Raw genomic sequence first — 26,903 nt, 5'->3', positions numbered from 1 at the left:
ATGCTTTTTCTTACAACCTAAAAAAATCCTTAACATTTCGGCACCACAATCGCCCACACAAAAAATTGATACTTGGGGGTAGGTCCATGTTGTTTAAAAAGAAGCACCTCTGTGCAGCTATATTGAGTGTTTTGTCCGCATCTGTTGCGGCACAAACCGAAACCAATGAGACAAAGAATGAGCAGATGCTGGAAGAGATGGTTGTCCTTTCCAAAAAAACCAGCTTCGCTAATAACAACACTGCGGAAACCATGATCGACCAGCAGTCCACCATGACCAGCGTGCTAGCGGTGGTGGATAATCTGCCCGGCGTGTTGATCAGTGAAGGCGACGCATTCGGTGGCGACGACTGGTCCACCACGATTTCCATCCGCGGTTTCCAGGTAAGCCTGGATGAACAACAAATTGGTATGACAGTTGATGGCATCCCCAACGGCGGCTCCAATTACGGTGGCGGCTCCAAAGCCAACCGTTTCATCGATACCGAAAACCTGAGCACAGTAGAAGTTTCTCAGGGTACGGCAGATATCGCTTCGCGCTCGCACGAAGCGTTGGGCGGCACGCTGAACTTTATCAGCAATGACCCACAAGACGACGAACGCATGCGCTTCAGTATCAGCCAGGGTGATCACCAGGGCCAGAAGTTGTTTGTTCGCTACGATACCGGCGCGTTCGCCAACGGCACCAAAGCGTACATCAGCTTATCCTCTGCTGACGGTAAATCCTGGATCGACGAGTCCGGTGAGAGTACCCGCGATCATCTCGCGCTAAAAGTTATCAACAGTGGTGAGAAGCTGACGGTTACCGGTTACCTCTCGTACGACGATACCGAAGAAGACAACTACCAACGCGTCAGCCTGGCTGAGTTCGAACAAAACCCGGAATGGGATCGCTTAACGGGTGAGTGGACGGGTATCCCGATGATCGACCAGTCCTACCGTCGCGGCTGGTCCACGCTGCGAGAAAACACTCTCGGTTATGTAAAACTGGATTGGGATCTGGACAGTGTTCAAATCAACGGCACCGCCTACTACCACCACAATTCTGGACGCGGCGACTGGGTACCACAATACATTGCCGACGTAACAGACGATGGTGCAGGCAATCCTGAATCCGAACTGACTAGCGGCAACACCGTTTACGGTGGCGCGTCTCTGGGTTCATACACCTACGTTAGCCGAGATGGCATGCAGCTAACACCGGGCACTGACTGCGCATCCCTCAGCTTCCCTTATGGCGGCACCAGCAACGACGACCCCAGCACAGCAGACGTTGATGAAAGTTCGGGCTTAGCGCAAGACCCAGCGTGCTTCCCGGCGGATGCCGTGCCCGTGGGTTCCTACCGCCACACACACTACGGCATGGACCGCTATGGTCTGACTGCCGACGGCAGCTGGACTCAGAGCCTCGCGGGTGGCGAAAACACGCTGCGCGGTGGTATCTGGTACGAAGACCGCAACCGGGAAGAATTCCGCAACTGGCACAAAGTTCTCGATTCCCGCGTGGGCTATCACTACGACGCAACCCCATACTGGGTGCAATACGATCGCGAGTACCCCACCGACACCTTTATGTATTACATCGAAGACAGTTTTACCGCTGGTATTGCGACAGTACGTTTGGGCGGCAAACAATGGTTTGTTGAAACCACCCGCAACGATAAGTTTGGTGGCCCGGATGCAACCGTTAATTCCGACTCTGACCTGCTGCCACACGCCGGTGTGCAGCTGCAGCTGACCGACAATCTGGAAGCCTTCTCTGGCTACGCAGAAAACTATGCGGCCATTAAAGACGCGGTTCTCGAAACCAATCAAGACAGCGATTCCATTCGTGCCGAAACCGCAGAGAACTTCGACATCGGTTTGCGCTACACCAGCTCGCGCTTCGATGCCACCATCACGCTGTACAGCACCGACTTTAAAGATCGCCTGACCTATATCCCTGCCGGTGGCGTGGACGGCGTGGACTACCTCGGCGAACTCGACGGTGTCTACACCAATGTTGGCGGTATTGAGTCCAGCGGCGCAGAGGTGAGTGCGACTGTGTATGTCAACGATAACTTTAAAGTCTATTCCTCCTACACCTACAACGATGCCACCTACAAAGACGGCTTCGTCTTTGGCAGCGCGGTCATTCCTGAAGGTAATACCGTATTCGGTTCGGCAGAGGAAATGTTCGTGCTGTCTCTCGACTGGCAAAAAGGAAATTACGGTGCAGGCTTTAGCAATAAATATGTAGGTGCACGCTGGATGGACCCACAAAACACCCAGCGCATCGACGCGTATAACGTGGCCGATGTTTACGCTGCCGTGACTGCCGACTTAGGTGGCGATGTGTTTAAAGGAATGGAAATCCGCATGGTTGTTAACAACCTGTTTGACGAGCAATACATCGGCGGTGTTGCCGGTGGCTGGGGCGGCTGGATCGGCGCAGATCGCACAGCGTCCGTCAACCTGACTCTCGATTTCTAAACTCAATTCCATTGAGTACGCAAGGCGCAGTCGGCAACGGCTGCGCTTTTTTTATTTTCAATCCAAAGGCGAAATTATGAAAAATCGTTTTCTCGCACTTCTACTCCTCACCCTGTGCCTGCCCGTGTACGCCAATGACAACCTGATTCTGGTTACTATCGACGGGCTGCGCTGGCAGGAAGTTTTTCACGGCATTGATTCATCACTAGCGACCAATAAAGCATTCAGTGCGCGTTCTGAAAAATTGCTTACTGATTTTGGTGGCGAAAATTCTGCTGAAAAATTAATGCCTTTTTTTCACCACACCCTCGCTCGCGAAGGCGCGTTTTACGGAAATAAAGATGCCGGCGAATGTATGCAACTGAGTAACCCGTGGTTTTTTTCCTACCCCGGCTACAACGAAATACTGACGGGCAGCGCCGACCCCGCCATCGACAGCAACAGTAAAAAACCCAATCCCAATACGACCATCCTGGAGTGGCTGAACCAGCAATCACAATTTAAAGGGCAGGTATACGCATTCGGCTCGTGGGATGTATTCCCTTTTATTATTAATGAGGCGCGCAGCAAGGTTCCGGTGAATGCAGGGTTTCAACCAGCCGCATTCAGCAAGTTAACTCCGATGGAACAAACGCTAAACGAACTACAGGGTGAAATACCAAGCCCTTGGGAAACAGTGCGGCTGGACGCTTTCACCCATCACTACGCGCTCGAAACCCTAAAACAACGCCGGCCACGGGTGCTCTATATCGCCTATGGAGAGACCGATGATTTCGCGCACGACGGCGAATACGACCAATACGTACTAGCAGCACATCGCACCGATCAGTTTATTGCAGAACTCTGGCACACAGTGCAGTCCAGCAACCACTACCGCGACAACACCACGCTGATTGTTACAACCGACCACGGGCGCGGCAGCACCCAGGAAGATTGGCAACATCACGCCAGCAAGGCCGCAACTCAGGGGTATATGAAGTCATTGGCGCACTTTAAAGACGGGATTATAGGCGCCAACGACGTCTGGTTTGCGGCCATAGGCCCGAGGATTGACACCCAACTCAAGCTATCAGACACCTGCCTGAGCACGAACCAGATCGCGGCCACCGCAGTCGAGGTTCTAGGTTTGAACTGGCAGAAACAAAACAGTCACGCGGGCAACGCACTGCCGATATTGCAAGAGAGTGAACTATAGAAGTAGAAACTCTGGCTACAAAAAAGGAGCTAGTAAACAGGTGCCAGGTATTGATTCCCCGGCACCTGCGTCAGCCGGGCAAAGCGACGGTGACTTAACGTGTGAAGGCGCTAAGCAAACCCAGCGGAGAGTAGAACCCAGAGGAGAGTAGAACCCAGAGGAGAGTAGAACCCAGAGGTATAAAAATTACCTACGACTGGATATCTCAATCCCAAAACAACAGCGCAGCTATTGCAAATCTCATTAATCACCACTGCAATCGCCGCCGCTATCACCACCGTCACAACCGGAACCGCCAAAATCCAGACCAAAGAAGCTGTCGCCCCCGCCGGTTCTGTCGCTACTCCCTTTTCCGCTAAATAGCTTGTATGCCAGCAGTAAACCAAAAATTAATACACCAACTGGTGCAAGCACGGAGCTGTATGCGCTCAACGAATTAAAATCAGCGTAATGCCAACAAATACCGAAGCCCACAAAAAGCAATATTAATCGAAGCATATCTCCTCCTTTGCACCAACAGCCAAGCGGCGGTGCTGTATGTTCCGCAAACGCCTGTTTATTCCTTACGATGATATTCAATCAATAATGGTATAAGAATTCAAATCATAAAAACCATGTCGATCTGACTAATTTCTAACCATTTTTGACGTTGACCGCCAATAATTGTCAGGAAATTTCATGTGCCACGTATTTGTGCTAATTTTCGGCTCACATCGCACCTTTATGAGACTCAGGCGCACCGGGTGTTGACACTAAAATTTTTCAATTCCCAAAATTATTCTTCTAAAAAAGCACAATGGCACTTCATACCTCCCTATATTAGGGCATTAATTTCAATTCGTTGTTTGGCCCAATTACTGCTTTGAGGCAACCCAGCACCAGTATGGTGATTTTACTGATTTCGATTTTGATTGATATAGAGTTTTCTGGAGGCAGTGATGCGTTTTTTCATCCTAGTGTTTTTAGTGTGTATAACAGGCAATGCCATGGCGTTAACCATGGGCGAAGCAATAAATATAGCCGGCAAACAACGCATGCTTTCCCAGCGGATCGCGCAGTCTTATATGCTTACCGGCATTCAACCGGAAAAAGCGCGCTACCACGACCAACTCAACAAATGCATTAGCGAATTCCAGAGTAACCTTGCCGCTCTGCAAAATTTTCCTGATGCGCGCCCCCTGACTCAGGATTTGCTAAAAGTCCGCGCGTTATGGAACGAGTATCATCAGCTGACCAAAACTGACCCCAACCCGAAAAACTCAGCCGCGCTGGTCACCAAGAGCAACGAGCTCCTTGCCGCCGCACACGCGTACGTTGGCAAATTGGAAAAATTGTCTAATAGCTCCAGTGCCGAACTGGTGAATGTATCCGGACGTCAGCGCATGTTGTCACAGCGTATCGCCAAGAATTATCTCGCTTACTATTTGAAACTTGACGAAGGCAAAAGCCTGGAGCTGCTGTATTCCGATCTTGCCGAGTACGAACTGATGCTCAGTTACCTCAAAGACAGCACACTAAACACCGACGAAATCACCCGTAAGATATTAAAGACCGAAGGCCATTTAAAATATGCATCTAAAGGCTTTGATGGCGATATGACGCTGGATGGTGACCGTCTCATTTTTGTGATTACTGGCACTACTGATATTATGCTGCGCAATATGGATGAAATTACCAAAATGTATGCAAACCTGCTCGACTCCAACACAGCTATTGCATCACGGTAAGCCGTAAACAAAGATAACCCCAGTAAGTGAAGCCGACCTATTGTCGGCTTTGCTTTTTGAGATTGCCAAATAGCTGACGGCATGCAGATTGTGATGGCGTTACTAATCCGCACTCCATATTAAGTTAGCAATTTTTATTGCCAAATTAATAATAAGCACTAACAATCGATTCAATCACCGTTGTCAAACGGGCTAACTCAAACGGGGGCTGAATAAAGCCCTGGTAGTGTCCTTCCGGATTGATCAAAATCAGATTAGCGGTGTGATCTACCGTGTAATCATCCCCTTGTACCACCTTCTGGAAAACCCCGTTGAGATTTTGCGTCAGCGTCATAATCTGGCGAAAGTCGCCGGTGAGGCCTATAAATTCGGGATTGAAATAGTGTACGTACTCGGCGAGTTTTACAGGTGTATCCCGTGCCGGATCAACGCTCAATAAAACAACGCGCGTTTGCGCGGCAATCTCTGGCTGTAAATTTTTATGCACCTCGGCCAGCTTTGCCAGGGTTGTGGGGCAAATATCCGGGCAATGGGTAAACCCCAGAAACAGCAGCGTCCAATGTCCTGTCAATTCGGCCTGGGTAAATGCCTGGCCCTTTTCGTCCTGCAAGCGAAAATCTTCAATAATTCGCGGGTGATCAAATAGAATTGCGCCATTCGCCCGCAACTCGTGGCTAGACAAGATGCGTGGCTGGGTAATCCGGTAAAAAACACCCAGTACCATTAGCGCCATCAACAGCAGCAGGTAAACAACAGTTTGCCTGATACGCCGTTTTTGTACGGGCGATTTCTGCGCGGCAAGGATTTCCATCGTCAGACTCCGTACACCGGTATTGGGAACAGGTAGTGGTCGACCAACATCACAACAAACAACGCCATTAAGTAAATGATGGAAAATTTAAAGGTCTCCAACCCCTGTTTCGGATCTTTGCTAACCAACAGTTTTAATGCTCGATACAAAAAGCCTGCACCGAGAACCAATGCCCCTACGAGATAGCAATACCCCATCATCCGCGTGGCAAACGGCAACAGGGTGACTGCAATTAAAATAACGGTGTAGAGCACAATGTGGAGACGGGTATAACTGTCTCCGTGGGTTACTGGCAACATGGGAATGCCAGCCTTAGCGTATTCCTTCTTCCGATAAAGTGCTAAGGCCCAAAAATGCGGCGGTGTCCAGGCAAAAATAATGAGCACCAGCAATAAACCGTGCCCGTCCAGCTCACCGGTCACTGCGGTCCAGCCAAGTAACGGCGGCGCAGCGCCAGCCAACCCACCTATAACAATATTTTGCGGCGTGGCCCGTTTAAGAAAGAGGGTGTAAATCACCGCATAACCCAGGAGTGAGGCCAGCGTCAGCCAGGCGGTCAGCGCATTAATAAAGCTGCTAAGTATCCAGAGGCCTACTCCACCCAATAACGCCGAAAATAATAATGCGTTAGTCGGGGTAATACGCCCATTGGCTACGGGCCGATGAAACGTCCGCGCCATTTTTACGTCCACGTGACGGTCCACCAGATGGTTCACGGCCGCAGCGGCACCGGCACACAAACCGATGCCAAGATTACCCAACACCAGCAGCCACAGAGGTGCCGGCGATGGTGTCGCGAGCAACATGCCGATAAGGGATGTTAACAACATGAGCATCACGACTTTCGGTTTGGTCAGTTCGTAATAATCCCGCCAGGGCAATGCAGTGGTGATTGCCTGCGTTGCTTTGTCGATTTCTGATCTAATGATTAACGCCATAATTGTTCGCCCATAGCCGGTGATTTAACGCAACCAACATCAGCAATAGCACAGCTCCACCGGCGTTGTGCGCCACCGCAACTGCAAGTGGTAATGACAGTAGTACGTTGCTGACACCCAGAGAAATTTGCAGCCCCAAAGCCGCGATAAGCATGGCCGACCAACGACGCACAATTGGCTCGCCCGTACGCCACAGCAAGCCACAGAGCAACAGCACAGCCACGGTTACACCAAGCGCGCCGAACCGATGCGCAAAGTGGATTGCGATTCTGCCCTCCGCTTCCAGTTGGCCGCCAAGATAATTGGGCCCCACTGATTGCAGCATATTGAACCCATGACGAAAGTCCGCCGCGGGCCACCATTGATTTTGGCAACGCGGAAAATCCGGACACGCGAGTGCGGCATAGTTTGATGTGGTCCAGCCGCCGAGCCCCACCTGTAAAATCACACAACCCAGTGCAATGCCCGCCAGCAACCGCAAATTTTTTAGGCAGCCAGAACTCAGGGTAACGCCAGCCCTTTGCCAACCCCAACCCGCGCAATACTGGAACCCGCAATACTGTAACAACAGCCAAATCACTGAAAGCGTGGCGAAGCCGCCGAGTAAATGCGCGGTGACAACTTGCGGCCATAGTTTTAACGTCACCGTCCACATGCCAAAAAAGCCCTGCGCTATCACCATTCCTGCGAGCAATGCGGTAACACACAGCTCCGTTGCCTGCCCTTTGTATTTACGCCAGCGCTGACTGAGCAGAACAAAGTAGCCGCTAAATATCAATAGCACCGGGATATCCATCACCGCGCCCAAAAAAATGCGGGCGAACAAACTTGCAAGCAATATTGCTAAAGCCACGGAAAAAGCGATGCGCATTGGCGATTGGGTGCGACGGCAGGCCATAATAAACAGCACGAAAATAACCATGCCCAAAGACGATGCTAACAGCCGGTGAAGTTGCTCCGGCCAGGTTTTGTGCACTTCAACCGGTGTTGCAGAAAATTTTTCGTTGGCGGCGGCAATTTCGTGATGCTCGTTGGGCACCCACAAATGGCCGTAACAAGTAGGCCAGTCCGGGCAACCGAGACCAGCATCGGCCAGCCGGGTAAATGCGCCGAGCGTAACCACCGCCAACGCCAGAGAAAACGCCACCGCGCACAACATCACAAACGCCCGCGTGCTTTTGGTAGTCGGACTTTGAGTTTGCTTGGATCGCCGATGTAATTGTGTCGGCGTTGCCAGCGTTATGATATCGCTCATTGCTGATAATCAATGCTGAATTTCAGCGCGCGCTTTAGATCCTTTAATAACGCACCACCGGGTATATCGGCCGCGTATTCCATCATCGCGTAGCCCTCCTGATCGACCAAAAAATAACGGGAGGTTAACTGCGCGGTGTCGAGAACCTGGTGTTCGTCGACACCACCGGACCGCAGCCAGGACTGCCATTGTGCGACGGGTACCGAGACTATTTTTAAGCGTGGATGCGCCTCGCGTAATTGTTCCAGGCGCGCCAAACCGGCAGTTCCTTCCAGATTTATCGCAACGCGCTCCAGGCGATCACTTTTTTCGCCGAGCCGAATATGCACTTGCCGTGTGGTGTATAAATTACGGGTGCACAAATTGTCGCTGCAGTGACTGTCTACAGGTAACAGCAATCGCCATTTCTTCTCACCTGTTATCGCTTGCAGAAATTCAGGGGCATCGGCTGCCAGGAGCGTGGTCACATTCACCGGCTGCGGCAACAGGCTGCCTGAATTAACCGTGTGCGCAGGCACCCCAACGCCAGTAAAAAATACCGTATAAGCGGCGACAATGGGAAAGAGCGCAACCAGTGTAAGCCATAGTGGAACCCAGGATTTACCCGGTGAGGCACTGCGGGGAATATCAGTCTCGATGGCGCTGGTCATAAGCTTCTCCACTATTCAGCGATTACTCTGAGTTCGGCGATTGCTCGGGCACGCGACGCACACTGCTTATCAGCCACAACACCAGCAGCGCTGCCGCCATCGCAAACCATTGCACTGCATAGGCGCGATGACGCGCAGGCGGCATATTGATGGGCTGCCACACCGCGCTAAATGCGCCCGGGCTGTCGCGATCAAGCTGTAACTCAAAGGGCAGCAGAGTGACACCACTAACAGCGTATACACGCGACATAAATTCCGTATCAATCTCGAGTAAACGTTGTGGCCAGGTATCCGACGCCTGTTGCTCGCCGATAAACGCAGAATCACTGGGTTTGCGTAAATTTCCGGTTACCCTTATCTGAGCAGTGGGCAATACGACTTCCGGGTTTATATTTCGGTATGCGTTTGCTGGCACCCAGCCAGCGTTTACCGCTAACCAGTCACCCGCGCTAGTTTTGAAAGGCGCAATTACCTGATACCCAAGTGCGCCCTGGTACACCTTGTTTTCCAGTAGCCAGTATCGCTGCGTATCGAAATGGCCTTGCGCAAAAACCCGCCGTAACGGGCTTGTTTGGTCTAAAATCTCACGATAGTCGACCGCCGGTTGCGCCTGCGCTAATTGCCATCGCGCTTCCAGGCTGGCTTTCTCGTCGGCGCGCTGCAATTGCCAAAAGCCCAACACGATCAGCAGCGGGAATACCAACGCACAAACGGTCGTCAAACGAGCTGAGTAGACAAATCTCAGTTGTCCCATAAATCAGCTGCTGCAATACCATGGAGATCGCGAAACATGAGTCCAACGGTGTTAAAAATTATTGTGGTAGCGCTGTTACTGGCTGTCATCGCAAGTCTCACCAGCAGTTTAGTTTTCTTATTGCGCGATTCGGGCAATACGTCTGCCAAACGTACGCTCTATACGCTGGGTATTCGCGTTGCGTTGGCCACCGCACTTCTCGCCACCATCGGCTATGGTATTCACTCCGGCAAGCTCGGCAATACCGCGCCCTGGGCACACTCGGCCACACCGACCGTATCCTCAAAAACCCCATAAGCGCGCTAGCCAAGCACATACACAAAAATAAATAGCGCAACCCACACCACGTCTACAAAATGCCAGTACCAACTGGACGCTTCAAAACCAAAACAATTGTCGTGAGAAAAATGCCCTTTACTCACAGAACGCAGCAACTGGACTAACAACATAAACGTGCCCATGCTGACGTGCAGACCATGAAAACCTGTGAGGATAAAAAAGGTTGCACCGTATACCCCGGCGTTCAGGGTTAGGCCCATATGCTGGTATGCGTGCATATATTCTTCGAACTGCAATGTCAAAAACGCGATACCAAGCAAGACGGTGATGGCGAGAAATACATTAAATTGCTTTTTATTGTTATTTTTCAGCCCAGTGTGCGCGATATGAACTGTCACGCTGGAGCTGAGCAGCACCGCCGTATTCCAGAAGGGCAACCAACTCGCCCAACCGGTTAAACCCGGATTACTCATATTTTCATCGGGACCAACCATTCGGGCGGTGTCGTTATTGACGACCATATCCGGTGTGGTCATGAGCGGCCATTGCGCTTCGAAGTTATTCCAGAGCAACGCGCTGGTAGGGCCGTTTGAAAGTTCTGGCAGCGCAATATTGCGTATATACCAGAGCGCGCCAAAAAATGCGGAAAAAAACATCACCTCCGAAAAAATAAACCAACCCATACCCCAGACATAACTGCGTTTTAATTGTGCGTTGTTGAGACCTTGTAAATTTTCGTTAATAACCGTAGAAAACCAAATAAACAACACCGTACACAAAAGCAATACGCCGCACACAAACAAGGTTTGGCCATTGCCATCCGAACTGGACTGCAGCTGGTTTAACCAGTTGCCTAACCCGTAGACGGTAAGAAACAATCCTACAGATGCAGCAAACGGTAACCTGCTTTGCGCGGGGACGTAGTACACATCAATTTTCTGTTCCATAACGATGGTTCCGCAATGTCGCCCGGCTAAGGGCTGTGGGCAATTAAATGCGTCGTGTCCGCGGTGCGCACCGACTGCAACTGTCGATTTTTTTCCGCTACCGCCTGGGGTGAACTCGCGGTCACATCGAACAGGGTATAACTTAAAATAATGGTATTAATGGCTTTAGGCAGCGCCTGATCTACCACAAACAGCAAGCCTAAATTCGCGGCTTCGCCCGGCCCCAACGCCTGCTGGTTAAAGCAAAAACACGCCATTTTATGGAAGTAATCCGTCGCATTATGCGGCACCATACTGGGTACTGCTTGGCCCACCATAATATTCGCAGTGGGGTTTTGCGCAAAAAAATGGGTAACAATCTGCTCTCCAGGATGTACCTTTAACGAGAAATCTTCAGGCCTAAATTGCCAGGGCATATTGTCATTTTTCGCGCTGACAAAGCGCACCGTCACTTGCCGACTGGTGTCTACTGCGGCTGCGACCGGCGTTGCCTGGCCACGGGTTTTACCGTTCAAACCCGTGAGATCACAAAACAGTGTATAGAGCGGCGGCATCACCAACGTGGCAAATAAAAACATGGCAATCACTAAGGCCACCGATTTGCCAATCGAACGCGCGATACCCCGTTGCTCTCGCAAATCGCTCATCGATCAATCCCAATGCGTGCCTGGCAGCGCGTCATTAGGGCGTGCCCGCAACCAGATGGGGGTCGTCATCCGCGATGTCCGGCGGTCGTGTAAAAGTGTGATAAGGCGCTGGCGAAGGCACCGTCCATTCCAATCCATGGGAGCCTTCCCACACCGCTGTGGTCGCTTTGCGCCCAACCGCAATGGTTTTAATGACGTTGTATAAAAAGAGCACCTGGGCTGCGCCAAAAAGAAATGCGCCCACCGATGAAATCATATTCCAGTCTGCCCACAGCGGGTTGTAGTCGGGAATACGTCTGGGCATGCCCGCCAGCCCGGAAAAATGCATCGGAAAAAACGTGACGTTCAAGCCGATAAAGGCAATCCAGAAATGGACTTTGCCCATCAGTTCGTCGTACATATGTCCGGTCCATTTTGGCAACCAGTAATACACCGCCGCGGTAATCGAAAAAATCGCACCGGGCACCAAAACATAGTGAAAGTGCGCGACCACAAAATAGGTATCGTGGTATTGAAAGTCTGCAGGCGCCATAGCCAGCATCAACCCCGAAAAGCCACCGATGGTAAATAAAATAACGAAGGCGATGGCAAACAGCATCGGAGTTTCAAATGTCATCGAACCGCGAAACATGGTGGTCACCCAGTTAAATACTTTTACCCCGGTAGGCACTGCGATCAGCATGGTCGCGTACATAAAAATCATCTCACCAAAAAGCGGCATGCCTACCGTAAACATGTGGTGCGCCCACACAATAAAACTGAGAAACGCGATAGAGGCCGTGGCATAAACCATAGAGCTGTAGCCAAATAGCGGCTTGCGGGCAAAAGTGGGAATAATGGCGGAGACAATGCCAAACGCGGGCAGAATCATAATGTAGACTTCGGGGTGACCGAAAAACCAAAACACGTGTTGAAACAATACCGGGTCACCCCCGCCCGCCGCATCAAAAAAGCTGGTGCCGAAGTGAATATCCATCAGCATCATGGTGACCACCCCCGCCAACACCGGCATCACCGCAATCAATAAATAGGCGGTAATCAGCCAGGTCCACACGAAGAGCGGCATTTTCATCATGGTCATGCCCGGCGCCCGCATATTTAAAATCGTCGCAATAATATTGATCGCCCCCATTATCGAAGACGCGCCCATAATATGTATGGCGAAAATAAAAAACGTGACCGAGGCCGGGGCGTAAGTGGTGGAGAGCGGGGCGTAAAACGTCCAACCAAAATTAGGCGCGCCCCCCTCCATAAATAAGGTGGATATCAACATCGCAAACGCAAAAGGCAATATCCAGAAGCTCCAGTTATTCATGCGTGGCAGCGCCATATCCGGAGCGCCTATCATCATCGGTATCATCCAGTTGGCCAGCCCCACGAACGCGGGCATCACTGCGCCAAACACCATGATTAAGCCGTGCAGTGTCGTCATCTGGTTAAAAAAATTGGGTTCGACGATTTGTAGCCCCGGCTGAAATAATTCAGCGCGAATGACCAGGGCGAACATGCCGCCAATAAAAAACATCGCGAACGAAAACCACAAATACATGGAACCAATATCTTTGTGATTGGTGGTGTATAACCAGCGGGAAAAGCCTGGAGCCGGACCGTGTGCCATGGGTGGATCTCCCTATTGGTTTTGGGTGAAGTTAACGACGTCGATCGGCTGCAGGCTGTCGCCCATATTGTTGCCAAAGGCGTTGCGTTGGTAAGTAATAACCGCGGCGATTTGCACCGGTGTCAGTTGATCGGCAAAGGCCTGCATGGCAGTGCCGGGCACGCCGTGAACAACGGTTGCCAGGTGTTTTTCCAACGCGCCAGTTGCGACCTTACTGCCCGCAATCGCGGGAAAAACACCCGGTACGCCAGCACCATTCGGCTGATGACACGCCGCGCAGCGCGCGTTGTAAACGCTTTCACCCTGGCTATAGAGCTCATCAAAACTTAAATGCTGCTTCGCCGCTTCGGCGACCGCTAGTGCGGCCTGGCGCTGCTCGCCCAGCCAGGTATCGAATTCCGCTTGGGGGACGGCTTTCACTACAATCGGCATAAAGCCGTGGTCTTTTCCGCACAGCTCCGCGCACTGGCCGCGAAAAACGCCGGGCTCTTCCACAAACGTCCAGCTCTCGTTGATATAACCGGGGATGGCATCGCGTTTAACCGCTAACTGCGGCACCCACCAGCTGTGGATCACATCGGCGGCGGTTACCAGAAATCGCACCTTTTTGCCGACAGGAATAATCAGGGGGTTATCTACATCGCGCAGGTAATCGGTGGATTTTTCTTTCGGACCATAAATTTGCTCGCGGGAGGCGTCGCTGAGGTTGGAATAAAAACTCACCTCTTCACCCAGGTATTCGTATTTCCACTTCCACTGATAACCTGTGACGAGAATGTCGAGGTCCGCGTCTTCGGTATCGTAAAGTTGTTTCAGGGTAGACGTGGCCGGCACGGCCATAAAAATAAGGATGAGCAGCGGGATCGCTGTCCAGATGATTTCCAACGTGGTGCTCTCGTGGAAATTTGCCGCTTTTGCACCCATGCTTTTGCGATGCATCGCCATGGAATAAAACATGACGCCAAACACCACAACGCCAATACCAATGCACCAGAATAAAATGGTCATGTGCAGACCGTAGACATTGTGGCTGACGTCAGTCACCCCTTTCGTCATGTTTAGCGGCCACTCGCCCGCGGCAACGCCACAACACGCGGCAGCGAGCACGACGCTGGAGGTCCACGCAAACCAACGCGAGGAAAGTTTTAACATCGCCCTTTCTCCATTATTGAAATAGTGTGGGTCTGCTAAATCTTTCCGGAACTGCGCTAAATCGATGCAATGATCCGAAAATGCAGCGCGGTGAATGCCGCGTTACTTGAGTATAAACAAGGCTTATCCTTATATCTAAGTGCTTTTGGTTACTTTGTAATCACCGAGAAATAGCAATTCTGCATAATTAATCAAACTGTTGGCGCCAAAAAATACGAACATGCGTTTAAACCATTTTTCTTTTTTTTCATTGCCCCACCGTCAGGCGTATGCCCTGGCCTGGCCCATGATTCTCAGCAACATTTCATCGCCGCTCATGGGCATGGCGGATACTGCCATGCTGGGTCACCTGGACTCCTCTCTCTACTTGGGTTCAGTGGCGATTGGCACCAATGTCTTGGCGTTTCTGTTTTGGATGTTCAATTTTTTGCGCATGAGTACCACCAGTTTTGTGGGGCGCGCCATGGGTGCCAACGACCACGCCACTTTATTAGTCCAACTTGGCCAGAGCCTGCTGATGGCCTGTTCTCTAGGCGTTATTCTGCTCCTGGCACAGGGAGTTATTTTGCCTTTCGCCCTTCAACTAATGGCACCAAATACCAAGATCGCAGCGCTCGCCCGCGAGTACTTGCAGATCCGCCTGTTCGCAGCGCCAGCGGTCTTTGTTACCTTCGTGTTGATGGGTTTTTTTATTGGGCTGCAAAACGCGCGTGTACCGCTGGTCATCACTTTTGTGGCTAACGGTCTGAACATTGGCTTGGATTTTGTTTTCATCGTTCTGAACGATTGGGCAAGCGCGGGCGCTGCCTGGGCGTCGCTATGTGCAGAGTGGTCAGCGTGTTTGCTTGCCGTTGCATTTGCCTGGCGCCCCCTGAAAGCGCTACTTAACAAACACCCTGCACTGAGTCTCACCATGCTGTTTCGTCTGCAGGATTGGCGAAACCTGGCTCGCTTGAATGGCGACCTCCTCGTGCGCACCAGCCTGTTGTTACTGGTGTTTAATTTTTTCACTGCACAAAGTGGCCACTTGGGGCCAGAAATTCTTGCCGCCAACGCAATACTTATGCAATTGGTGCTGCTGCAGTCTTTTGGCCTGGACGGTTACGCTCACGCGGTTGAAGCCATGGGCGCCAAGGCGCTGGGCGGGCGCGATCTACATCGGTTTTTCGCGGCCTGTGCGGCTTCTACTTTCGCAGCAATTGCGCTGGCGTTGGCGGTCACCCTGTTTTTCGCAATCGGTAAGCAACCATTAATTGCGATGTTTACCGATCTACCTGGGGTCGCCGATACGGTGATGCAGTACTACGGTTGGCTGCTGTTTATTCCACTGGTGAGTGTGTGGACCTATTTGTTAGATGGAATTTTTATAGGCTCTGGCCACACCCAGCTTATGCGAAACGCCATGCTGGTATGTGTGTTCTGCGGGTTCGTACCGCTCTGGTTCTTTACACGTGGTTACGAAAATCACGGTCTCTGGTTGAGTTTTACAACCTTTAACTTTTTGCGCGGGGCAAGCCTGGCAATCGCCTTCTATACTCTAACGGCGAGGCACAAATGGTTCTAAGAGGTGATCTCCGTTGCCACCAACAGGGGGGTTGGGTGGCAGGTTCCACTGTAATAAGCCACAGATGGCTGAGTTAATTGCTATCTATGATGGCGTAAATCTTCTCCTATACTGAGACAGGTTGATACGGTGCTGACCGGCTTCACCCTTATTTCCGAAGTGTCAGTTTGTCATGAGTGAGTTACGAATATTGCAAATACGCGAATCCATTAAAGAGGCTCAACGGATTGAAGCTAACAACCACCAACTGAGGATGTTCCTGGAAGCGAAATTACCCGAGCTTCACCGCAGCATCGCGCTGCCAAAATCGGACGGTCTGCATTCGTTGGAAGAGTTTGTGACCCGGTACATTGAGCATGTACCCGATTTTCTGGAAGCGTTAACGGAGTTGACCAAATCCGCCGGTGTTTACGAGTACGCGGAAACCTTCCTTACCATCGCCGAGGACTACTTTTTCAATCCGCCAGAGCTGGTGGAAAGGCGCGATGGCCTGCTGGCGTTGATTGACGAAGCCTATCTGGCCCACCGCCTGATAGAAGAAGTCAATGATCGGGTGATGATGGCAAGCGGCCTGCCGCTGGCGCCTATGGACATGACACTGTCGAATATTATCGTCCACGACCTGCTCGGCGACGATTTTGCCAACCAGCTCGACCTGGCGGTGCATTACTCTATAGAGTCGTTATTTGAAAGCGATAATTTCTTCCGCAAAGCTGATTTCAAAAACTACCTCAACCACCAGAATGGCGAAGCATGGCAATCGGCTATGGCACGCTGGCCCTGCTTGGCGGGTGATTCAGCGATCAAGCTTGAGCTGAACCACCAGGCCCCCGGTTCATCCATGCACTAGTCCTCCCCAAAGACGCGGCTCCCGCTCCAGCGATACGCCGCGTGTTTCCAGTTGTTTCCAGTAGACATGGACGCTGCAGGCGGGTAGCCTTGACCGCCACAACACTATAACAACTCTATCATTCCTCAATGAGACTCCTATTCCTAATCCTGCTCCTGGCAGCGGGTTCGGTTCAGGCTGCGCAAACGTTCACTTATGGACAGTTTCAGTATTCCTTCAGTGATGTACCCGCGTGGGTGAAACCGGCCAAAACGCCCAAAAGCCGCGGCAAACCGCAAGGTCAATCTACCGAATACGCGCTTATCGATACGCAGGTTAATGCTGCATCGCAGAATTTTCAGCGCTACAAAGCTTTCAGTTACTACCTGCATACCAGCCAGGCGGTGAGTGAAAATTCCGAACTGGAAATAACCTTTAATCCAGAGTATCAGCAGCTGGCAATTCACCAGTTGCAACTGATACGCGAAGGCAAAACAGTAAACGTACTGCGGCCAGAGATATTCCGTCTGTTACAAAAAGAGGAAGACCTGCGCAACGGCATTTACCACGGCGCTGTGACTGCGGTGGCGATTATTCCCGATACGCGCCCCGGTGATCGCCTCGATTACAGCTATACCATCAGCGGTCGCAACCCCGTGTACGGCAATAAAATTTTTGGCGCGCTCAATTTTGGTTGGGGTGTAGATGTGGGCTACTCGCGGTTGCGTGTGCTCGTGCCCCGTGACGTTAAACTGCAAACCCGGGTTCACGATCTCGAACTCAACTATAAAAAACGACGCAAAGGCGACACCGTTGAGCATACCTGGGAAGCCGATAGCGTAGCGGGACGCACCGATGAGGGGGACTATCCGCCCTGGTTTGTGCGCTACCCCTTTATCGAATATTCTGAATATACGTCCTGGCAGGAAGTGGTGGCCTGGGCGGAAGATCTTTACGGCAGTGTCGACGCCAACTCTGCAGAGCTCGACAAGCTGGTTAAACAGTTGCAGAAAAAAGCCAAGACTCCTCGCGAGTACGCGTTGGCCGCGCTGGAATTCAGCCAGGAACAAATTCGCTACCTGGGGTTGGAGTTTGGCGAGAACAGTCACCTCCCGCACTCACCCGCCGTAGTCCTGGAAAACCGCTACGGCGACTGTAAAGACAAAACCAACCTGCTGGTGCAACTGCTGCGCAAGCGCGGCATTGATGCTGACCCAACGCTGGTCTCTTTCGACTTCGGCCGAGGTTTTACCGAATTTTTGCCCAGCCCGCTGGCGTTCGATCATGTGATTGTACATGCACAAATTGACGGCCAGCAGGTGTGGCTGGACCCGACCCGCACCCATCAGGCAGGCCGTATCCAAGACCGTGGCTTCCTGGAATTTGGCAAGGGCTTGATAATCAACAATGAGCGAGCCGACCCGGTGGCCGAGATAGCTCCGCTCGAAGGCCAGATCGACCAGATCGACGTTACCGAAACTTTCAGCACTGCCCGCTTCGACCAGCCGGTTAAACTGCGTATTGAATCCCGCTATACCGGCGACCAGGCAAACTATCAGCGCTATTTTTTCAACTCCAATTCGGTGGCGGAAATCAGCGATAAATTCTTAAATTTCTACGCTAAAATTTACCCCAATATTCGCCGCAACAGAGCCGTAACCTTCGACGATAATCGTGCGTTTAATGAATTTACCATCGTTGAGCAGTACGAAATTCCAGAATTTTTTACCGCGCAGGATAACCTCTATTCGTCCACCTACTACGCCAGTGCGATCGAACAATATCTCGTCCAGCCGCAGACCATTCGGCGTGAATCTCCCGCAGCAATCGGCCAACCTAAACGGGTGTCCCACCGCATTGTGGTGGAGTTCGCTAATGACGTAGAGCTGTATATCGACAGCACCCCCGTGGTGAAACAGCAGCCCGCTGTGGAATACCGCTCCCGCAGCCAGCTTATTGGCAAGCGGTTTGAACACCGCGCGCAACTCTGGGTGAAAAAATCCTGGGTCGACTCCGCTAACATGGCCGACTATCTGGCACTCACGAAAGAAATTCAGCAAGATATCGATTTTTCACTCACCCTGGGGTACCCGGCCAATAAAAAGCCCAGTGCAGCGATTAACGCCCTGGTGGATGCGCTGCAGTGAATTCAAGTTTTCGTGGGGCTTGCGCTCCACAGCAGCGACTAGTGCTGACGCTATGGCTCGCCTTTTTCAGCCAGCTTGCCCTAGCAGCAGAACCGATACAATTGCGCTGGGAAAAGGCCCACACTGTCGCCGCTAGCGACCGTCTCACCAGCTACGCACTCGAGATACAAGACTATGCGAATGTGCAAGACGCCGATGGTTTGCTCGCGCGGCTAGGCGTAGACGATTTTGCCGCGCGGATGCGCGCGCAGTTCGATGCGAACTTGCGCCAGCCGGATGGCAAGCCCTTCCCGCCACACGAAATCCAAGCTGTTCTGGCACAGCTTCGCCCAGCGGTAAAAAATCAATTCCATCAGCTCTTCAGTGCTGGCCAGCAGTGGGAATTTATTCGCTTGCGCAAATACCGGCTGCGGCAGTTTTTGCTCTACCGGGTGGATGCAGATAACGGGAAATATGATTTTCTGGAGTTCGAAATCGCCCCCCATCGCCAGCGCTGGCAAGTGATTGACTGGTATACCCACTCCACTGACAAGTGGGCAAGCCTCGCTTTCACCGACACTCTTACTTTCAGCCATCGCGCGCAGATGGCTCCCAGCGACGAACACGGAGCACTCCTGACTTATCTGCGCAACAAGCCAGATGACCTCATCGGAGCGTTCGACAAACTCGCCCCCCGTTTCCGGTCTGAATCCATCATCCAGAGCGCCCTGCTTGGCTTCGCGCTGCGTTCGGCAAAAGCACAAATGGCCGAAGTGTACCAACGCCTCGTAGCAGAGGCCCCGGCAAACCGCTTCCTGCTATTCAAACTGAACTACACCATTGAGCAGGGCGATAGCGAACGGGCCCTGAGCTACTTAACAGGTTTAGAAAAACAATTGGGCGGCGAAACGCAGCTCTCACTGCAAAAAGCGGAATTGCTCTATGATTTGGGAAAATCGCGCCAAGCGGACCGATTATTAGCTAAAATAATTGATAGCCACAGGGATAGGCCGCTGGTGTTTTACACGACCTTACTGCTGCTGGCCTACTACGAAAAATACGATCACGCGGTACTGGTACTAAATGCTCTGCAGCAAGCGTTCGGGTCGGAATTGACAGCCCAAGGGCTCGCACAAATTGATGGACTGGAAGGATTCCTCGCATCTGACGCATTTCAGCGCTGGGCCGCGCAGAACCTTTGATTTTCTACAACACAACAAGGAAACATCATGAAATTGCGTCACTTCGCTTGGGTAATACTTGCACTGCCGCTGTTTGCCGTTGGCCAAACCATTAACATCGCTAAAGAAACCCCCTACTACGACGAAAAAATCATTCAACCAAATATCGTTAATGAATGCACAGACCTCGGCGGTAAACTCAGTGCATTCGCAAAATCGTACTCGGAAAAAAATGGTTTTACCGTAGCGCTCAGCGATAAATTCAATAGCGCGAACCCCGGATACAATTTGAAGCTGGAAATTACCAATGCCGTCAGTGCCGGTAACGCGTGGATGGGGCACGCCAAAGGCGTTACCATTTCGATGGAGTTATATAAAGATGGCAAGCAGGTCGCCTCGCACACTCTCAACCGCAACTCATCCGGAGGCATCGGTGCCGGTTTTAAAGGCAGTTGTGACGTGCTCGGCCGTTGCACCAAGGCGCTCGGCAAGGATGTAGGTAAGATTTTGACCAAATGGCGCAAACAGGGCTTGCTGAAATAACCCTGCCGAAGACTCGCGCTCGCTGCTGCCTAGACACGCACAGCGGGCCACAACAACCGGGGACTCAACGGCTTAACCAGAATGACTGGACTACCACCTGAATCCAGCTGCGCGCTGTTGCGATTACCTAGGGCCTGTTAACACTAATTCAATTCGCTCTGCTGGAGCCTGTATTTTCAGGATGAAAGGCATTTTTGGCGTTGTTTAGCGGGCTAAACGAGTGAAAAATAACGCATCAGCCTGGAAATACAGGCCCAGCCCTGCGGGTTGCGGCTAAAATCCCGCTCTCAGCGTTGTTTGTCGCTCATTTGGAACAACCAAACTACGCTCCAAACGCCTTGATAGCGAAATTTTAGCCGCAACAGAATGAATCGAATTAGTGTTAACAGGCCCTAGCTCGCGTGCTCAAAGCCTCAAACCACCACCGTAACATTCCTTACTTCTGTAAGATTCTCTACTCCGCGAACACCTCTTCAGCGCATCGGAACGCTCGAGAAAAGCGTGAGAGTAAGACTAGTGCTCCTGCTCGATCATTTCACGGATTAACAATGTCCAGCGGGAACTGCTGCGATGCCAGAGATAGCCACCCCAAAGCGCTCCCAGCGCAGAACACACCGCAAAAGTCGCGAGCGCCGCAGCGAATGAAAGCTGACCGTGGCTGAATAAACTGATGATGCAGTACAGAACTGCGGTGGAAAACCCCCAACTCAACACGCCGACGCGAAGTACGAACGGCCATTTGCCCAGGGCGATGATTTTTTCGAGTTTGTCACGTTGCTGCTGATTCACTGAGTTGTCCCGTTATTTTTATAGGCGCTTGTACAAGCCGCGAATCACATTAACGCCGCTACCATCTGGCGCACTCGGCGCAATTATATCGTACCGATGCAGCGAAATCGGCACACAAAAGTCGCAAAATTTCTAAAAAATACAGCAATTAATTCGTTAGCATCTGGGTTGAGCGGTGTTAGCCGGACAGGCTCCACACCGCTAGCATACAGATCGGTCTATAACCGGCTGCGGAGGAAAGATACAACGCACTAAAAACCTTAGCTACAGGCTTTAATCGAGGGAAGAATATCCTCTCCCACTTCGTCATCGAGGACTATTTCTTTTTCTTCCAACGCAGCCGCTTTCCAGGCTCGCATGCCGTTGTGATTCAACAGGTGCTCGCAGTATTCGCTGGCAGGTTGCGAGAGGTGAACGCCGTAAGTCTGGATACGAAACGCCACCGGCGCGAAGAAGCAATCGGCAATACTGAAGCTGCCAAATAACCAACTGCCTAATTCCTGGTGCTGCGTTTGCGACCATATTTCATCAATGCGCGCTATGTCCCGCTTGGCGGCATCCGACAATTCTACCCGTCGCAACGCCCGGCAGTTCATTGGCATTTCGCTGCGCAACGCGGCAAAGCCTGCATGCATTTCGGCGACTACCGCGCGCGCTTTCGCCCGGGCGGCCGCCGGTCGCGGCCAGCCCCGGCCTTCCAGGTATTGCTCGTTAATGTATTCACAAATAGCCAGGCTGTCCCACACGGTGGTGTGGCCGTCGACCAGTACGGGCACTCGCGCTGAAGGTGAAAACTGGCGCAGGTGTTCCGACAATTGTGTTTCCCCCAACGAAATGGGCAGTTCATCAAACGGCAGTGAAAAATGCCGCAACAGCAACCAGGGCCGCAGGGACCAGCTGGAGTAATTTTTATTTCCAATCACGAGTTTCACGGGCGTACTCTCCATGGTGCTTTGAATTTCTGGCGTTTTTATCGCTTTAAGTGGCTGGTGTTGTAATGCTACTCAAAGCGGCCTATGAGTACTTCTTTCACAGGTGAGTTCGAAGCAAAATCCGGGCTTAGGTTGCCCACGCATTACAAACATTTCAACTCAGTCCCCAATCGAACCATTCTGTGTGGCTTTCGCGGCGAGTGAGCACTTAGTGCCTTAGAACAGAAGTGGCAGGTAAGGATTCAGAACGCACATAAATTGCGCATTTCAGTTACCCTTGGAAGCTTCGTGAGCCCTCCGTCACTGCCAATCAGCGGTGAGGATCTCATGAATTTTGGAGTCATAATTTGATTGGATCGAACAAAGGGTTTGATTTCGCTATCAAACCCTCTGAAAAGTACGGATCAGACTTTCTTCACAAATTCCGATTTCAGCTTCATGGCCCCAATACCGTCGATTTTGCAGTCGATATCGTGGTCACCGTCCACCAGGCGGATATTTTTAACCTTGGTGCCCACTTTAACCACCAGCGAGCTGCCTTTGACTTTAAGATCCTTGATCACCGTGACGGTATCGCCATCAGCGAGAGGGTTGCCGTTAGAATCTTTGATCACTTTTTCATCGCTGTCACCGGCGTCTGCGGGGTTCCATTCGTGGCCGCATTCCGGGCACATCAGGTTGGCGCCATCTTCGTAGGTGTACTCCGAGTTGCAGGCCGGGCAATTGGGTAAATCAGACATGGTATTAACCTCAAAAATGTAAAAACCGGGCACAAGGCCCGGCTCAAAGCTGTGTTATAAAAATATTTACTGGCGAACTTAGTGAGCCTGGTCCCAGTTATCACCAATACCGGCTTCCACCAGCAAGGGCACACTCAGCACCACAGCGCTCGACATGATGTCGCAAAGTTTTGCCGAAATCGCCTCCGCATCAGCGGCCGCGACTTCAAGTACCAGTTCATCGTGCACCTGCATGATTATGCGCGCATCGATCTGCTCGGTTTGCAACCAGGCGTCTACATCGATCATAGCGCGTTTAATAATATCTGCTGCGGTGCCCTGCATAGGCGCGTTAATAGCAACCCGCTCGGCCGCCTGGCGGCGCATTCCGTTGCTGGAATTGATTTCCGGCAAATACAGCCTGCGCCCCAACAGGGTTTCCACATAGCCCTTTTCCGCGGCCGATTTGCGGATATTTGCCATGTATTCCGCTACCCCAGGATAGCGTTCAAAGTAGGTGTCGATATAGGTTTGGGCATCGTTGCGGCCAATGCGCAACTGGCGGGCGAGGCCAAAGGCGCTCATCCCGTAAATCAAGCCGAAGTTAATCGCCTTGGCACTGCGGCGCTGCTCGCTGGACACATTTTCCAGCGCGGTACCAAATACCTCAGCAGCGGTGCTTTTGTGGACATCCAGGCCTTCCGCAAAGGCTTTTTGCAGGCCAGGGTCGTTCGACAGATGCGCCATAATCCGCAGCTCGATCTGGGAGTAATCCGCCGCAACCATTTTGTAACCCGCCGGGGCGATAAACGCCTGTCGGATGCGGCGCCCCTCGTCCGTTTTAATGGGAATATTCTGTAAATTCGGGTCGCTCGAAGAAAGCCGTCCAGTTGCGGCCACCGCCTGGTGATAGGAGGTGTGCACACGCCCGGTTTTTTTGTTCACCATTGTTGGCAGCTTGTCGGTGTAGGTGCTTTTCAGTTTCGACAGACTGCGGTGCTGCAGAATCACCGATGGCAACGGGTAGTCCAGCGCCAGCTCCTGCATCACTTCTTCGTTGGTGGACGGCGCACCTTTCGCGGTTTTTTTCACCACCGGCAGATTCATTTTTTCAAACAGAATCGTCGCCAGTTGTTTGGGCGAACCCAGGTTAAATTCTTCTCCCGCCAGCTCATACGCTTCTTTTTCCAGCTTCACAATGGACGCCCCGTGCTGCAGGCTCAATTCGCCCAGGAGCTTGGTATCCAGCAAAGCGCCATTGCGCTCGATGCGGGAAAGAATGGATACCAGCGGCAGCTCAACATCGTTGAACACGGTTTTCAGACCCTCGGCTTCCGCCACTTTTGGCCAGAGGGCCTGATGCAGGCGCAGGGTAATGTCCGCATCCTCCGCCGCGTAGGGCCCCGCTTCCTCCAGCTTAATCTGGTTAAAGGTCAGCTGCTTTGCGCCCTTACCTGCGATATCTTCAAAGTGAATGGTTTTGTGCCCCAGGTGCAGCTCCGCCAGGGTATCCATATCGTGGCGACTGCCGGTACTGTTGTGCACGTAGGATTCAAGCATGGTGTCGTAGGCAATACCTTTAAGCGCGATATCGTAATTTGCCAACACGTTCGCGTCGTATTTAAGATTTTGCCCAACTTTTTTAAGGCCGTCGTTTTCCAGCAATGGTTTGAGGCGAGCTAACACATGCTCGCGGCTCAGCTGCTCCGGCGCGCCGAGGTAATCGTGCGCAACCGGCACATAAGCCGCCTTACCCGGCTCAACCGCAAACGATACACCGACAATTTCGGCGTCCATATAATTTAGGCTGGTGGTCTCGGTATCGAATGCAAACAGCGCTGCGGCCTGGAGTTTTTCCAGCCAGGCCTCAAAGGCGCTCTCATCCAGCACAACGTCATATTCGGTTTCCAGCGCAACCGCTTCCGGTACTGCGTGACCATCATCGTCCGCCGGGGCATTTTCCAGCTCGGCAATCCAGCCTTTGAACTCCAGTTCCTGGTACCAGTTCATCAGCCCGGCTTTGTCTGCCGGCGCCGGTTTTAGCTCCTCGATGGGCAACTCCAGGGGTACATCCGTTTTGATGGTCGCCAGTTCGTAGGAGAGATACGCGTTGTCCCGGTTCTCTTCCAGCTTCTTCGCCATGGATTTACTGCCGCGAAAGCTCAGCGAGGCGATCTCATCCAGGCGCGTGTAGATATCGTTCAGGCCACCCAGGTTTTGCAACAGTGCCAGTGCGGTTTTTTCGCCAACGCCCGGCACACCTGGAATGTTGTCAACCTTGTCGCCCATCAACGCCAGATAGTCGATGATGAGTTCTGGCGGAATACCGAACTTGGCCTTCACGCCCTCAATATCCATCACCGTATCGGTCATGGTGTTCACCAAGGTGATATGTTCGTTGACCAGCTGCGCCATGTCCTTATCTCCCGTGGATACCACCACCGGCAAGCCTTTCTCGGTGCCTTCACGGGCGAGGGTCCCGATCACATCGTCGGCTTCCACCCCTTCCACAATCAATAGCGGCAAACCCATAGCGCGAATCAATTCGTGTAGGGGCTCAACCTGACTGCGCAAATCGTCCGGCATCGGGGGGCGATTGGCTTTGTAGTCTTTATACATATCGTCGCGAAAGGTCTTGCCCTTGGCATCGAATACAACCGCAATCGGGCTCTCCGGATAATCCTTCTCCAACCGCCGCAACATATTCACCACCCCTTTAATTGCTCCGGTCGGCTGCCCCTTAGACGTGGTCAATGGCGGCAAAGCGTGAAAAGCACGGTAAAGGTACGACGATCCGTCGACCAGAATCAGCGGTTTGGTACTCATAGAACAATCCAGGGCTTGTGGCTGTGGGAGAGGGATTTTAACGGAGTTTGCAGTGGAATGTGGGGAAATGGGGCTTTAGCCTGCTAATACAGAGGGTAATGCAGTGAAGAAGGGGCGGCTTTAAGTTGCTCGAGCTAAGGGTTAACCCTGTTCGATTACTCGCCCGCCAAGCGAATGTTTAAACGATAACCGCGCTCACGCAGCCCGGTACATCGCTTTGGAAATACCCACCCCTTTGGCAGCACGCAAACCGTAGCGCTCCACATACGCACGCATGCGTACAACATGCCCGGCACAGCGGCCGTAGCTGCGGGAGAAATTCTGCACGTGTTCGAGCCGGTTTTTTGGATCTATACCAAAGCGCTCGATGGTGGGTTTAATGGTATCGGATATGCCACCGCGCTTATCTGCACGTAAAACCCGGCCGGTTTCATCCACTAAGCGCAAATAATCCTGATCGGTAAAGGGCAAGGCGACATGAATATCCGTATGGCTGGACCCGTCGAATACCATCAGCGGCGCTTCTGGCTGTTTATCCAGTTTTAAATCCGCTTTTAAGCGCACTTGTTTTTCGGTGCGCTCGGCCAGTTCCGGATGTTTTTTAAGTTGTCGTTTTTTGCCGGCAAACTCAGCTAAGCGCTGCTGAATGGATGTAAAATCGCTGGTATCCAGGCTTTCTTCCATTCCTGCGCGCACCGGGTTTAAATCCACGTACGCCATACAACTGAGTAATGCAGCCTCGTCCAACAGCGCCTGACTTTTATCTCGGCCTTCCCAGAAACGGCCTTTACAATTTTCTTCCGCATTGGCCATGCGCGCGATCGTTTCGTTAACCCTGCGCATAAACCAGCCAATATCAAACAGCCGCTCGCGCCGCACATAACAGTGATAGAACGGAGTTTCATCGAGGCAGACTTGGGTTTTTCTCCTTGTGGTGATGGTTGCTGGTG

23 protein-coding genes and 1 pseudogene are annotated in these 26,903 nt (G+C 52.0%); 9 read left to right on the top strand and 15 right to left on the bottom strand.

Going from position 1 to position 26,903, the window contains the following annotated elements; translation table 11 throughout:
* The first annotated feature begins 86 nt into the window (after positions 1–86).
* Positions 87–2,471, top strand: coding sequence for a TonB-dependent receptor domain-containing protein (locus TERTU_RS00400; RefSeq protein ID WP_015820641.1), 2,385 nt, complete (start codon positions 87–89; stop codon positions 2,469–2,471).
* Between the two features lie 76 nt (positions 2,472–2,547).
* Positions 2,548–3,666 carry an alkaline phosphatase family protein gene (locus TERTU_RS00395; protein WP_015817248.1) on the top strand — a complete coding sequence of 373 codons (1,119 nt, stop codon included), beginning with the start codon at positions 2,548–2,550 and terminating at the stop codon, positions 3,664–3,666.
* A gap of 243 nt (positions 3,667–3,909) precedes the next feature.
* Here the strand turns inward: TERTU_RS00395 and TERTU_RS00390 are convergent, their stop codons facing one another.
* On the bottom strand, positions 3,910–4,164 hold the full coding sequence (locus TERTU_RS00390; RefSeq protein ID WP_015817707.1) for a hypothetical protein: 255 nt from the start codon (positions 4,162–4,164) through the stop codon (positions 3,910–3,912).
* Between the two features lie 440 nt (positions 4,165–4,604).
* Between TERTU_RS00390 and TERTU_RS00385 the strand changes: the two genes are divergently transcribed.
* Positions 4,605–5,393 carry a type IV pili methyl-accepting chemotaxis transducer N-terminal domain-containing protein gene (locus tag TERTU_RS00385; RefSeq protein ID WP_015819598.1) on the top strand — a complete coding sequence of 263 codons (789 nt, stop codon included), beginning with the start codon at positions 4,605–4,607 and terminating at the stop codon, positions 5,391–5,393.
* Positions 5,394–5,538: 145 nt separating this feature from the next.
* Here the strand turns inward: TERTU_RS00385 and TERTU_RS00380 are convergent, their stop codons facing one another.
* From TERTU_RS00380 to TERTU_RS00360, 5 genes are read right to left on the bottom strand one after another with little or no spacing between them, the layout of a single operon-like run.
* A complete protein-coding gene (locus TERTU_RS00380; RefSeq protein ID WP_015817857.1) occupies positions 5,539–6,204 on the bottom strand; it encodes an SCO family protein in 666 nt (221 codons plus the stop codon).
* A gap of 2 nt (positions 6,205–6,206) precedes the next feature.
* Positions 6,207–7,142 (bottom strand): heme o synthase, encoded by a 936-nt coding sequence (gene cyoE, locus TERTU_RS00375; RefSeq protein WP_015819185.1) that lies wholly within the window; start codon positions 7,140–7,142, stop codon positions 6,207–6,209.
* Positions 7,126–8,397: a COX15/CtaA family protein gene (locus TERTU_RS00370; RefSeq protein ID WP_015819023.1), complete on the bottom strand. Its 1,272-nt coding sequence runs from the start codon at positions 8,395–8,397 to the stop codon at positions 7,126–7,128. Before TERTU_RS00370 ends, cyoE begins: the two co-directional genes overlap by 17 nt.
* Positions 8,394–9,047, bottom strand: coding sequence for a hypothetical protein (locus TERTU_RS00365; RefSeq protein WP_015819825.1), 654 nt, complete (start codon positions 9,045–9,047; stop codon positions 8,394–8,396). The genes TERTU_RS00370 and TERTU_RS00365 overlap by 4 nt, the downstream gene beginning before the upstream one ends.
* Positions 9,048–9,069: 22 nt before the next feature.
* On the bottom strand, positions 9,070–9,801 hold the full coding sequence (locus tag TERTU_RS00360) for an SURF1 family protein (protein WP_015819343.1): 732 nt from the start codon (positions 9,799–9,801) through the stop codon (positions 9,070–9,072).
* A 36-nt stretch (positions 9,802–9,837) separates the two neighbouring features.
* Between TERTU_RS00360 and TERTU_RS00355 the strand changes: the two genes are divergently transcribed.
* The gene (locus TERTU_RS00355; RefSeq protein ID WP_015816950.1) at positions 9,838–10,098 is read left to right on the top strand and encodes a DUF2909 domain-containing protein; all 261 of its coding nucleotides are present in this window, start codon (positions 9,838–9,840) and stop codon (positions 10,096–10,098) included.
* Positions 10,099–10,103: 5 nt separating this feature from the next.
* Here TERTU_RS00355 and TERTU_RS00350 read toward each other — a convergent pair whose 3' ends face one another.
* The 4 genes from TERTU_RS00350 to coxB are packed head-to-tail and all read right to left on the bottom strand — an operon-like array spanning position 10,104 to position 14,444.
* Positions 10,104–11,027 (bottom strand): cytochrome c oxidase subunit 3, encoded by a 924-nt coding sequence (locus TERTU_RS00350; protein ID WP_015819865.1) that lies wholly within the window; start codon positions 11,025–11,027, stop codon positions 10,104–10,106.
* A 26-nt stretch (positions 11,028–11,053) separates the two neighbouring features.
* The gene (locus TERTU_RS00345) at positions 11,054–11,674 is read right to left on the bottom strand and encodes a cytochrome c oxidase assembly protein (RefSeq protein WP_015818406.1); all 621 of its coding nucleotides are present in this window, start codon (positions 11,672–11,674) and stop codon (positions 11,054–11,056) included.
* A 34-nt stretch (positions 11,675–11,708) separates the two neighbouring features.
* On the bottom strand, positions 11,709–13,292 hold the full coding sequence (gene ctaD / locus TERTU_RS00340) for a cytochrome c oxidase subunit I (RefSeq protein WP_015817004.1): 1,584 nt from the start codon (positions 13,290–13,292) through the stop codon (positions 11,709–11,711).
* Between the two features lie 12 nt (positions 13,293–13,304).
* Positions 13,305–14,444, bottom strand: a complete 1,140-nt coding sequence (gene coxB, locus TERTU_RS00335; RefSeq protein ID WP_015820196.1) for a cytochrome c oxidase subunit II — start codon at positions 14,442–14,444, stop codon at positions 13,305–13,307.
* A 286-nt stretch (positions 14,445–14,730) separates the two neighbouring features.
* Here coxB and TERTU_RS00330 point away from each other — a divergent pair, with 286 nt between their 5' ends.
* The 5 genes from TERTU_RS00330 (at position 14,731) to TERTU_RS00310 (ending at position 20,687) form a co-directional block, all read left to right on the top strand.
* Positions 14,731–16,008 carry an MATE family efflux transporter gene (locus TERTU_RS00330; protein WP_266352077.1) on the top strand — a complete coding sequence of 426 codons (1,278 nt, stop codon included), beginning with the start codon at positions 14,731–14,733 and terminating at the stop codon, positions 16,006–16,008.
* Positions 16,009–16,180: 172 nt separating this feature from the next.
* Positions 16,181–16,858, top strand: coding sequence for a hypothetical protein (locus tag TERTU_RS00325; protein WP_015820815.1), 678 nt, complete (start codon positions 16,181–16,183; stop codon positions 16,856–16,858).
* A gap of 128 nt (positions 16,859–16,986) precedes the next feature.
* Entirely contained in the window at positions 16,987–18,984 is a 1,998-nt protein-coding gene (locus TERTU_RS00320; RefSeq protein WP_041589995.1) for a DUF3857 domain-containing transglutaminase family protein, read from the top strand.
* 41 nt (positions 18,985–19,025) lie between these two features.
* Positions 19,026–20,165: a hypothetical protein gene (locus TERTU_RS00315; RefSeq protein WP_015819386.1), complete on the top strand. Its 1,140-nt coding sequence runs from the start codon at positions 19,026–19,028 to the stop codon at positions 20,163–20,165.
* 27 nt (positions 20,166–20,192) lie between these two features.
* A complete protein-coding gene (locus TERTU_RS00310; protein WP_015817885.1) occupies positions 20,193–20,687 on the top strand; it encodes a hypothetical protein in 495 nt (164 codons plus the stop codon).
* Between the two features lie 513 nt (positions 20,688–21,200).
* Here the strand turns inward: TERTU_RS00310 and TERTU_RS00305 are convergent.
* From TERTU_RS00305 to TERTU_RS00285, 5 genes and pseudogenes are all read right to left on the bottom strand, one after another.
* Positions 21,201–21,476, bottom strand: coding sequence for a hypothetical protein (locus TERTU_RS00305; RefSeq protein ID WP_015817567.1), 276 nt, complete (start codon positions 21,474–21,476; stop codon positions 21,201–21,203).
* Between the two features lie 260 nt (positions 21,477–21,736).
* Complete coding sequence (locus TERTU_RS00300) at positions 21,737–22,408, bottom strand: glutathione S-transferase family protein (RefSeq protein WP_015820658.1); 672 nt, start codon at positions 22,406–22,408, stop codon at positions 21,737–21,739.
* Between the two features lie 404 nt (positions 22,409–22,812).
* Positions 22,813–23,148 (bottom strand): zinc ribbon domain-containing protein YjdM, encoded by a 336-nt coding sequence (locus TERTU_RS00295; RefSeq protein WP_015819143.1) that lies wholly within the window; start codon positions 23,146–23,148, stop codon positions 22,813–22,815.
* 78 nt (positions 23,149–23,226) lie between these two features.
* Positions 23,227–25,953: a DNA polymerase I gene (gene polA / locus TERTU_RS00290; RefSeq protein ID WP_015819720.1), complete on the bottom strand. Its 2,727-nt coding sequence runs from the start codon at positions 25,951–25,953 to the stop codon at positions 23,227–23,229.
* Positions 25,954–26,148: 195 nt separating this feature from the next.
* Positions 26,149–26,877, bottom strand: a pseudogene (locus TERTU_RS00285) (transposase); the annotation flags it as partial.
* Between the last annotated feature and the right edge of the window lie 26 nt (positions 26,878–26,903).

This window comes from Teredinibacter turnerae T7901 (genome assembly GCF_000023025.1).
Classification (GTDB): domain Bacteria; phylum Pseudomonadota; class Gammaproteobacteria; order Pseudomonadales; family Cellvibrionaceae; genus Teredinibacter; species Teredinibacter turnerae_B.
Note: the sequence above shows the minus strand (reverse complement) of the source record. Positions and strands in the feature narration are given on the sequence as shown.

Excerpts from the sequence above, each read along its gene's own strand:
- TERTU_RS00400 (WP_015820641.1), top strand. The coding sequence starts at position 87 with ATGTTGTTTAAAAAGAAGCACCTCTGTGCAGCTATATTGAGTGTTTTG.
- TERTU_RS00395 (WP_015817248.1), top strand. The coding sequence starts at position 2,548 with ATGAAAAATCGTTTTCTCGCACTTCTACTCCTCACCCTGTGCCTGCCC.
- TERTU_RS00390 (WP_015817707.1), bottom strand. The coding sequence starts at position 4,164 with ATGCTTCGATTAATATTGCTTTTTGTGGGCTTCGGTATTTGTTGGCAT.
- TERTU_RS00385 (WP_015819598.1), top strand. The coding sequence starts at position 4,605 with ATGCGTTTTTTCATCCTAGTGTTTTTAGTGTGTATAACAGGCAATGCC.
- TERTU_RS00380 (WP_015817857.1), bottom strand. The coding sequence starts at position 6,204 with ATGGAAATCCTTGCCGCGCAGAAATCGCCCGTACAAAAACGGCGTATC.
- cyoE (WP_015819185.1), bottom strand. The coding sequence starts at position 7,142 with ATGGCGTTAATCATTAGATCAGAAATCGACAAAGCAACGCAGGCAATC.
- TERTU_RS00370 (WP_015819023.1), bottom strand. The coding sequence starts at position 8,397 with ATGAGCGATATCATAACGCTGGCAACGCCGACACAATTACATCGGCGA.
- TERTU_RS00365 (WP_015819825.1), bottom strand. The coding sequence starts at position 9,047 with ATGACCAGCGCCATCGAGACTGATATTCCCCGCAGTGCCTCACCGGGT.
- TERTU_RS00360 (WP_015819343.1), bottom strand. The coding sequence starts at position 9,801 with ATGGGACAACTGAGATTTGTCTACTCAGCTCGTTTGACGACCGTTTGT.
- TERTU_RS00355 (WP_015816950.1), top strand. The coding sequence starts at position 9,838 with ATGAGTCCAACGGTGTTAAAAATTATTGTGGTAGCGCTGTTACTGGCT.
- TERTU_RS00350 (WP_015819865.1), bottom strand. The coding sequence starts at position 11,027 with ATGGAACAGAAAATTGATGTGTACTACGTCCCCGCGCAAAGCAGGTTA.
- TERTU_RS00345 (WP_015818406.1), bottom strand. The coding sequence starts at position 11,674 with ATGAGCGATTTGCGAGAGCAACGGGGTATCGCGCGTTCGATTGGCAAA.
- ctaD (WP_015817004.1), bottom strand. The coding sequence starts at position 13,292 with ATGGCACACGGTCCGGCTCCAGGCTTTTCCCGCTGGTTATACACCACC.
- coxB (WP_015820196.1), bottom strand. The coding sequence starts at position 14,444 with ATGTTAAAACTTTCCTCGCGTTGGTTTGCGTGGACCTCCAGCGTCGTG.
- TERTU_RS00330 (WP_266352077.1), top strand. The coding sequence starts at position 14,731 with ATGATTCTCAGCAACATTTCATCGCCGCTCATGGGCATGGCGGATACT.
- TERTU_RS00325 (WP_015820815.1), top strand. The coding sequence starts at position 16,181 with ATGAGTGAGTTACGAATATTGCAAATACGCGAATCCATTAAAGAGGCT.
- TERTU_RS00320 (WP_041589995.1), top strand. The coding sequence starts at position 16,987 with ATGAGACTCCTATTCCTAATCCTGCTCCTGGCAGCGGGTTCGGTTCAG.
- TERTU_RS00310 (WP_015817885.1), top strand. The coding sequence starts at position 20,193 with ATGAAATTGCGTCACTTCGCTTGGGTAATACTTGCACTGCCGCTGTTT.
- TERTU_RS00295 (WP_015819143.1), bottom strand. The coding sequence starts at position 23,148 with ATGTCTGATTTACCCAATTGCCCGGCCTGCAACTCGGAGTACACCTAC.
- polA (WP_015819720.1), bottom strand. The coding sequence starts at position 25,953 with ATGAGTACCAAACCGCTGATTCTGGTCGACGGATCGTCGTACCTTTAC.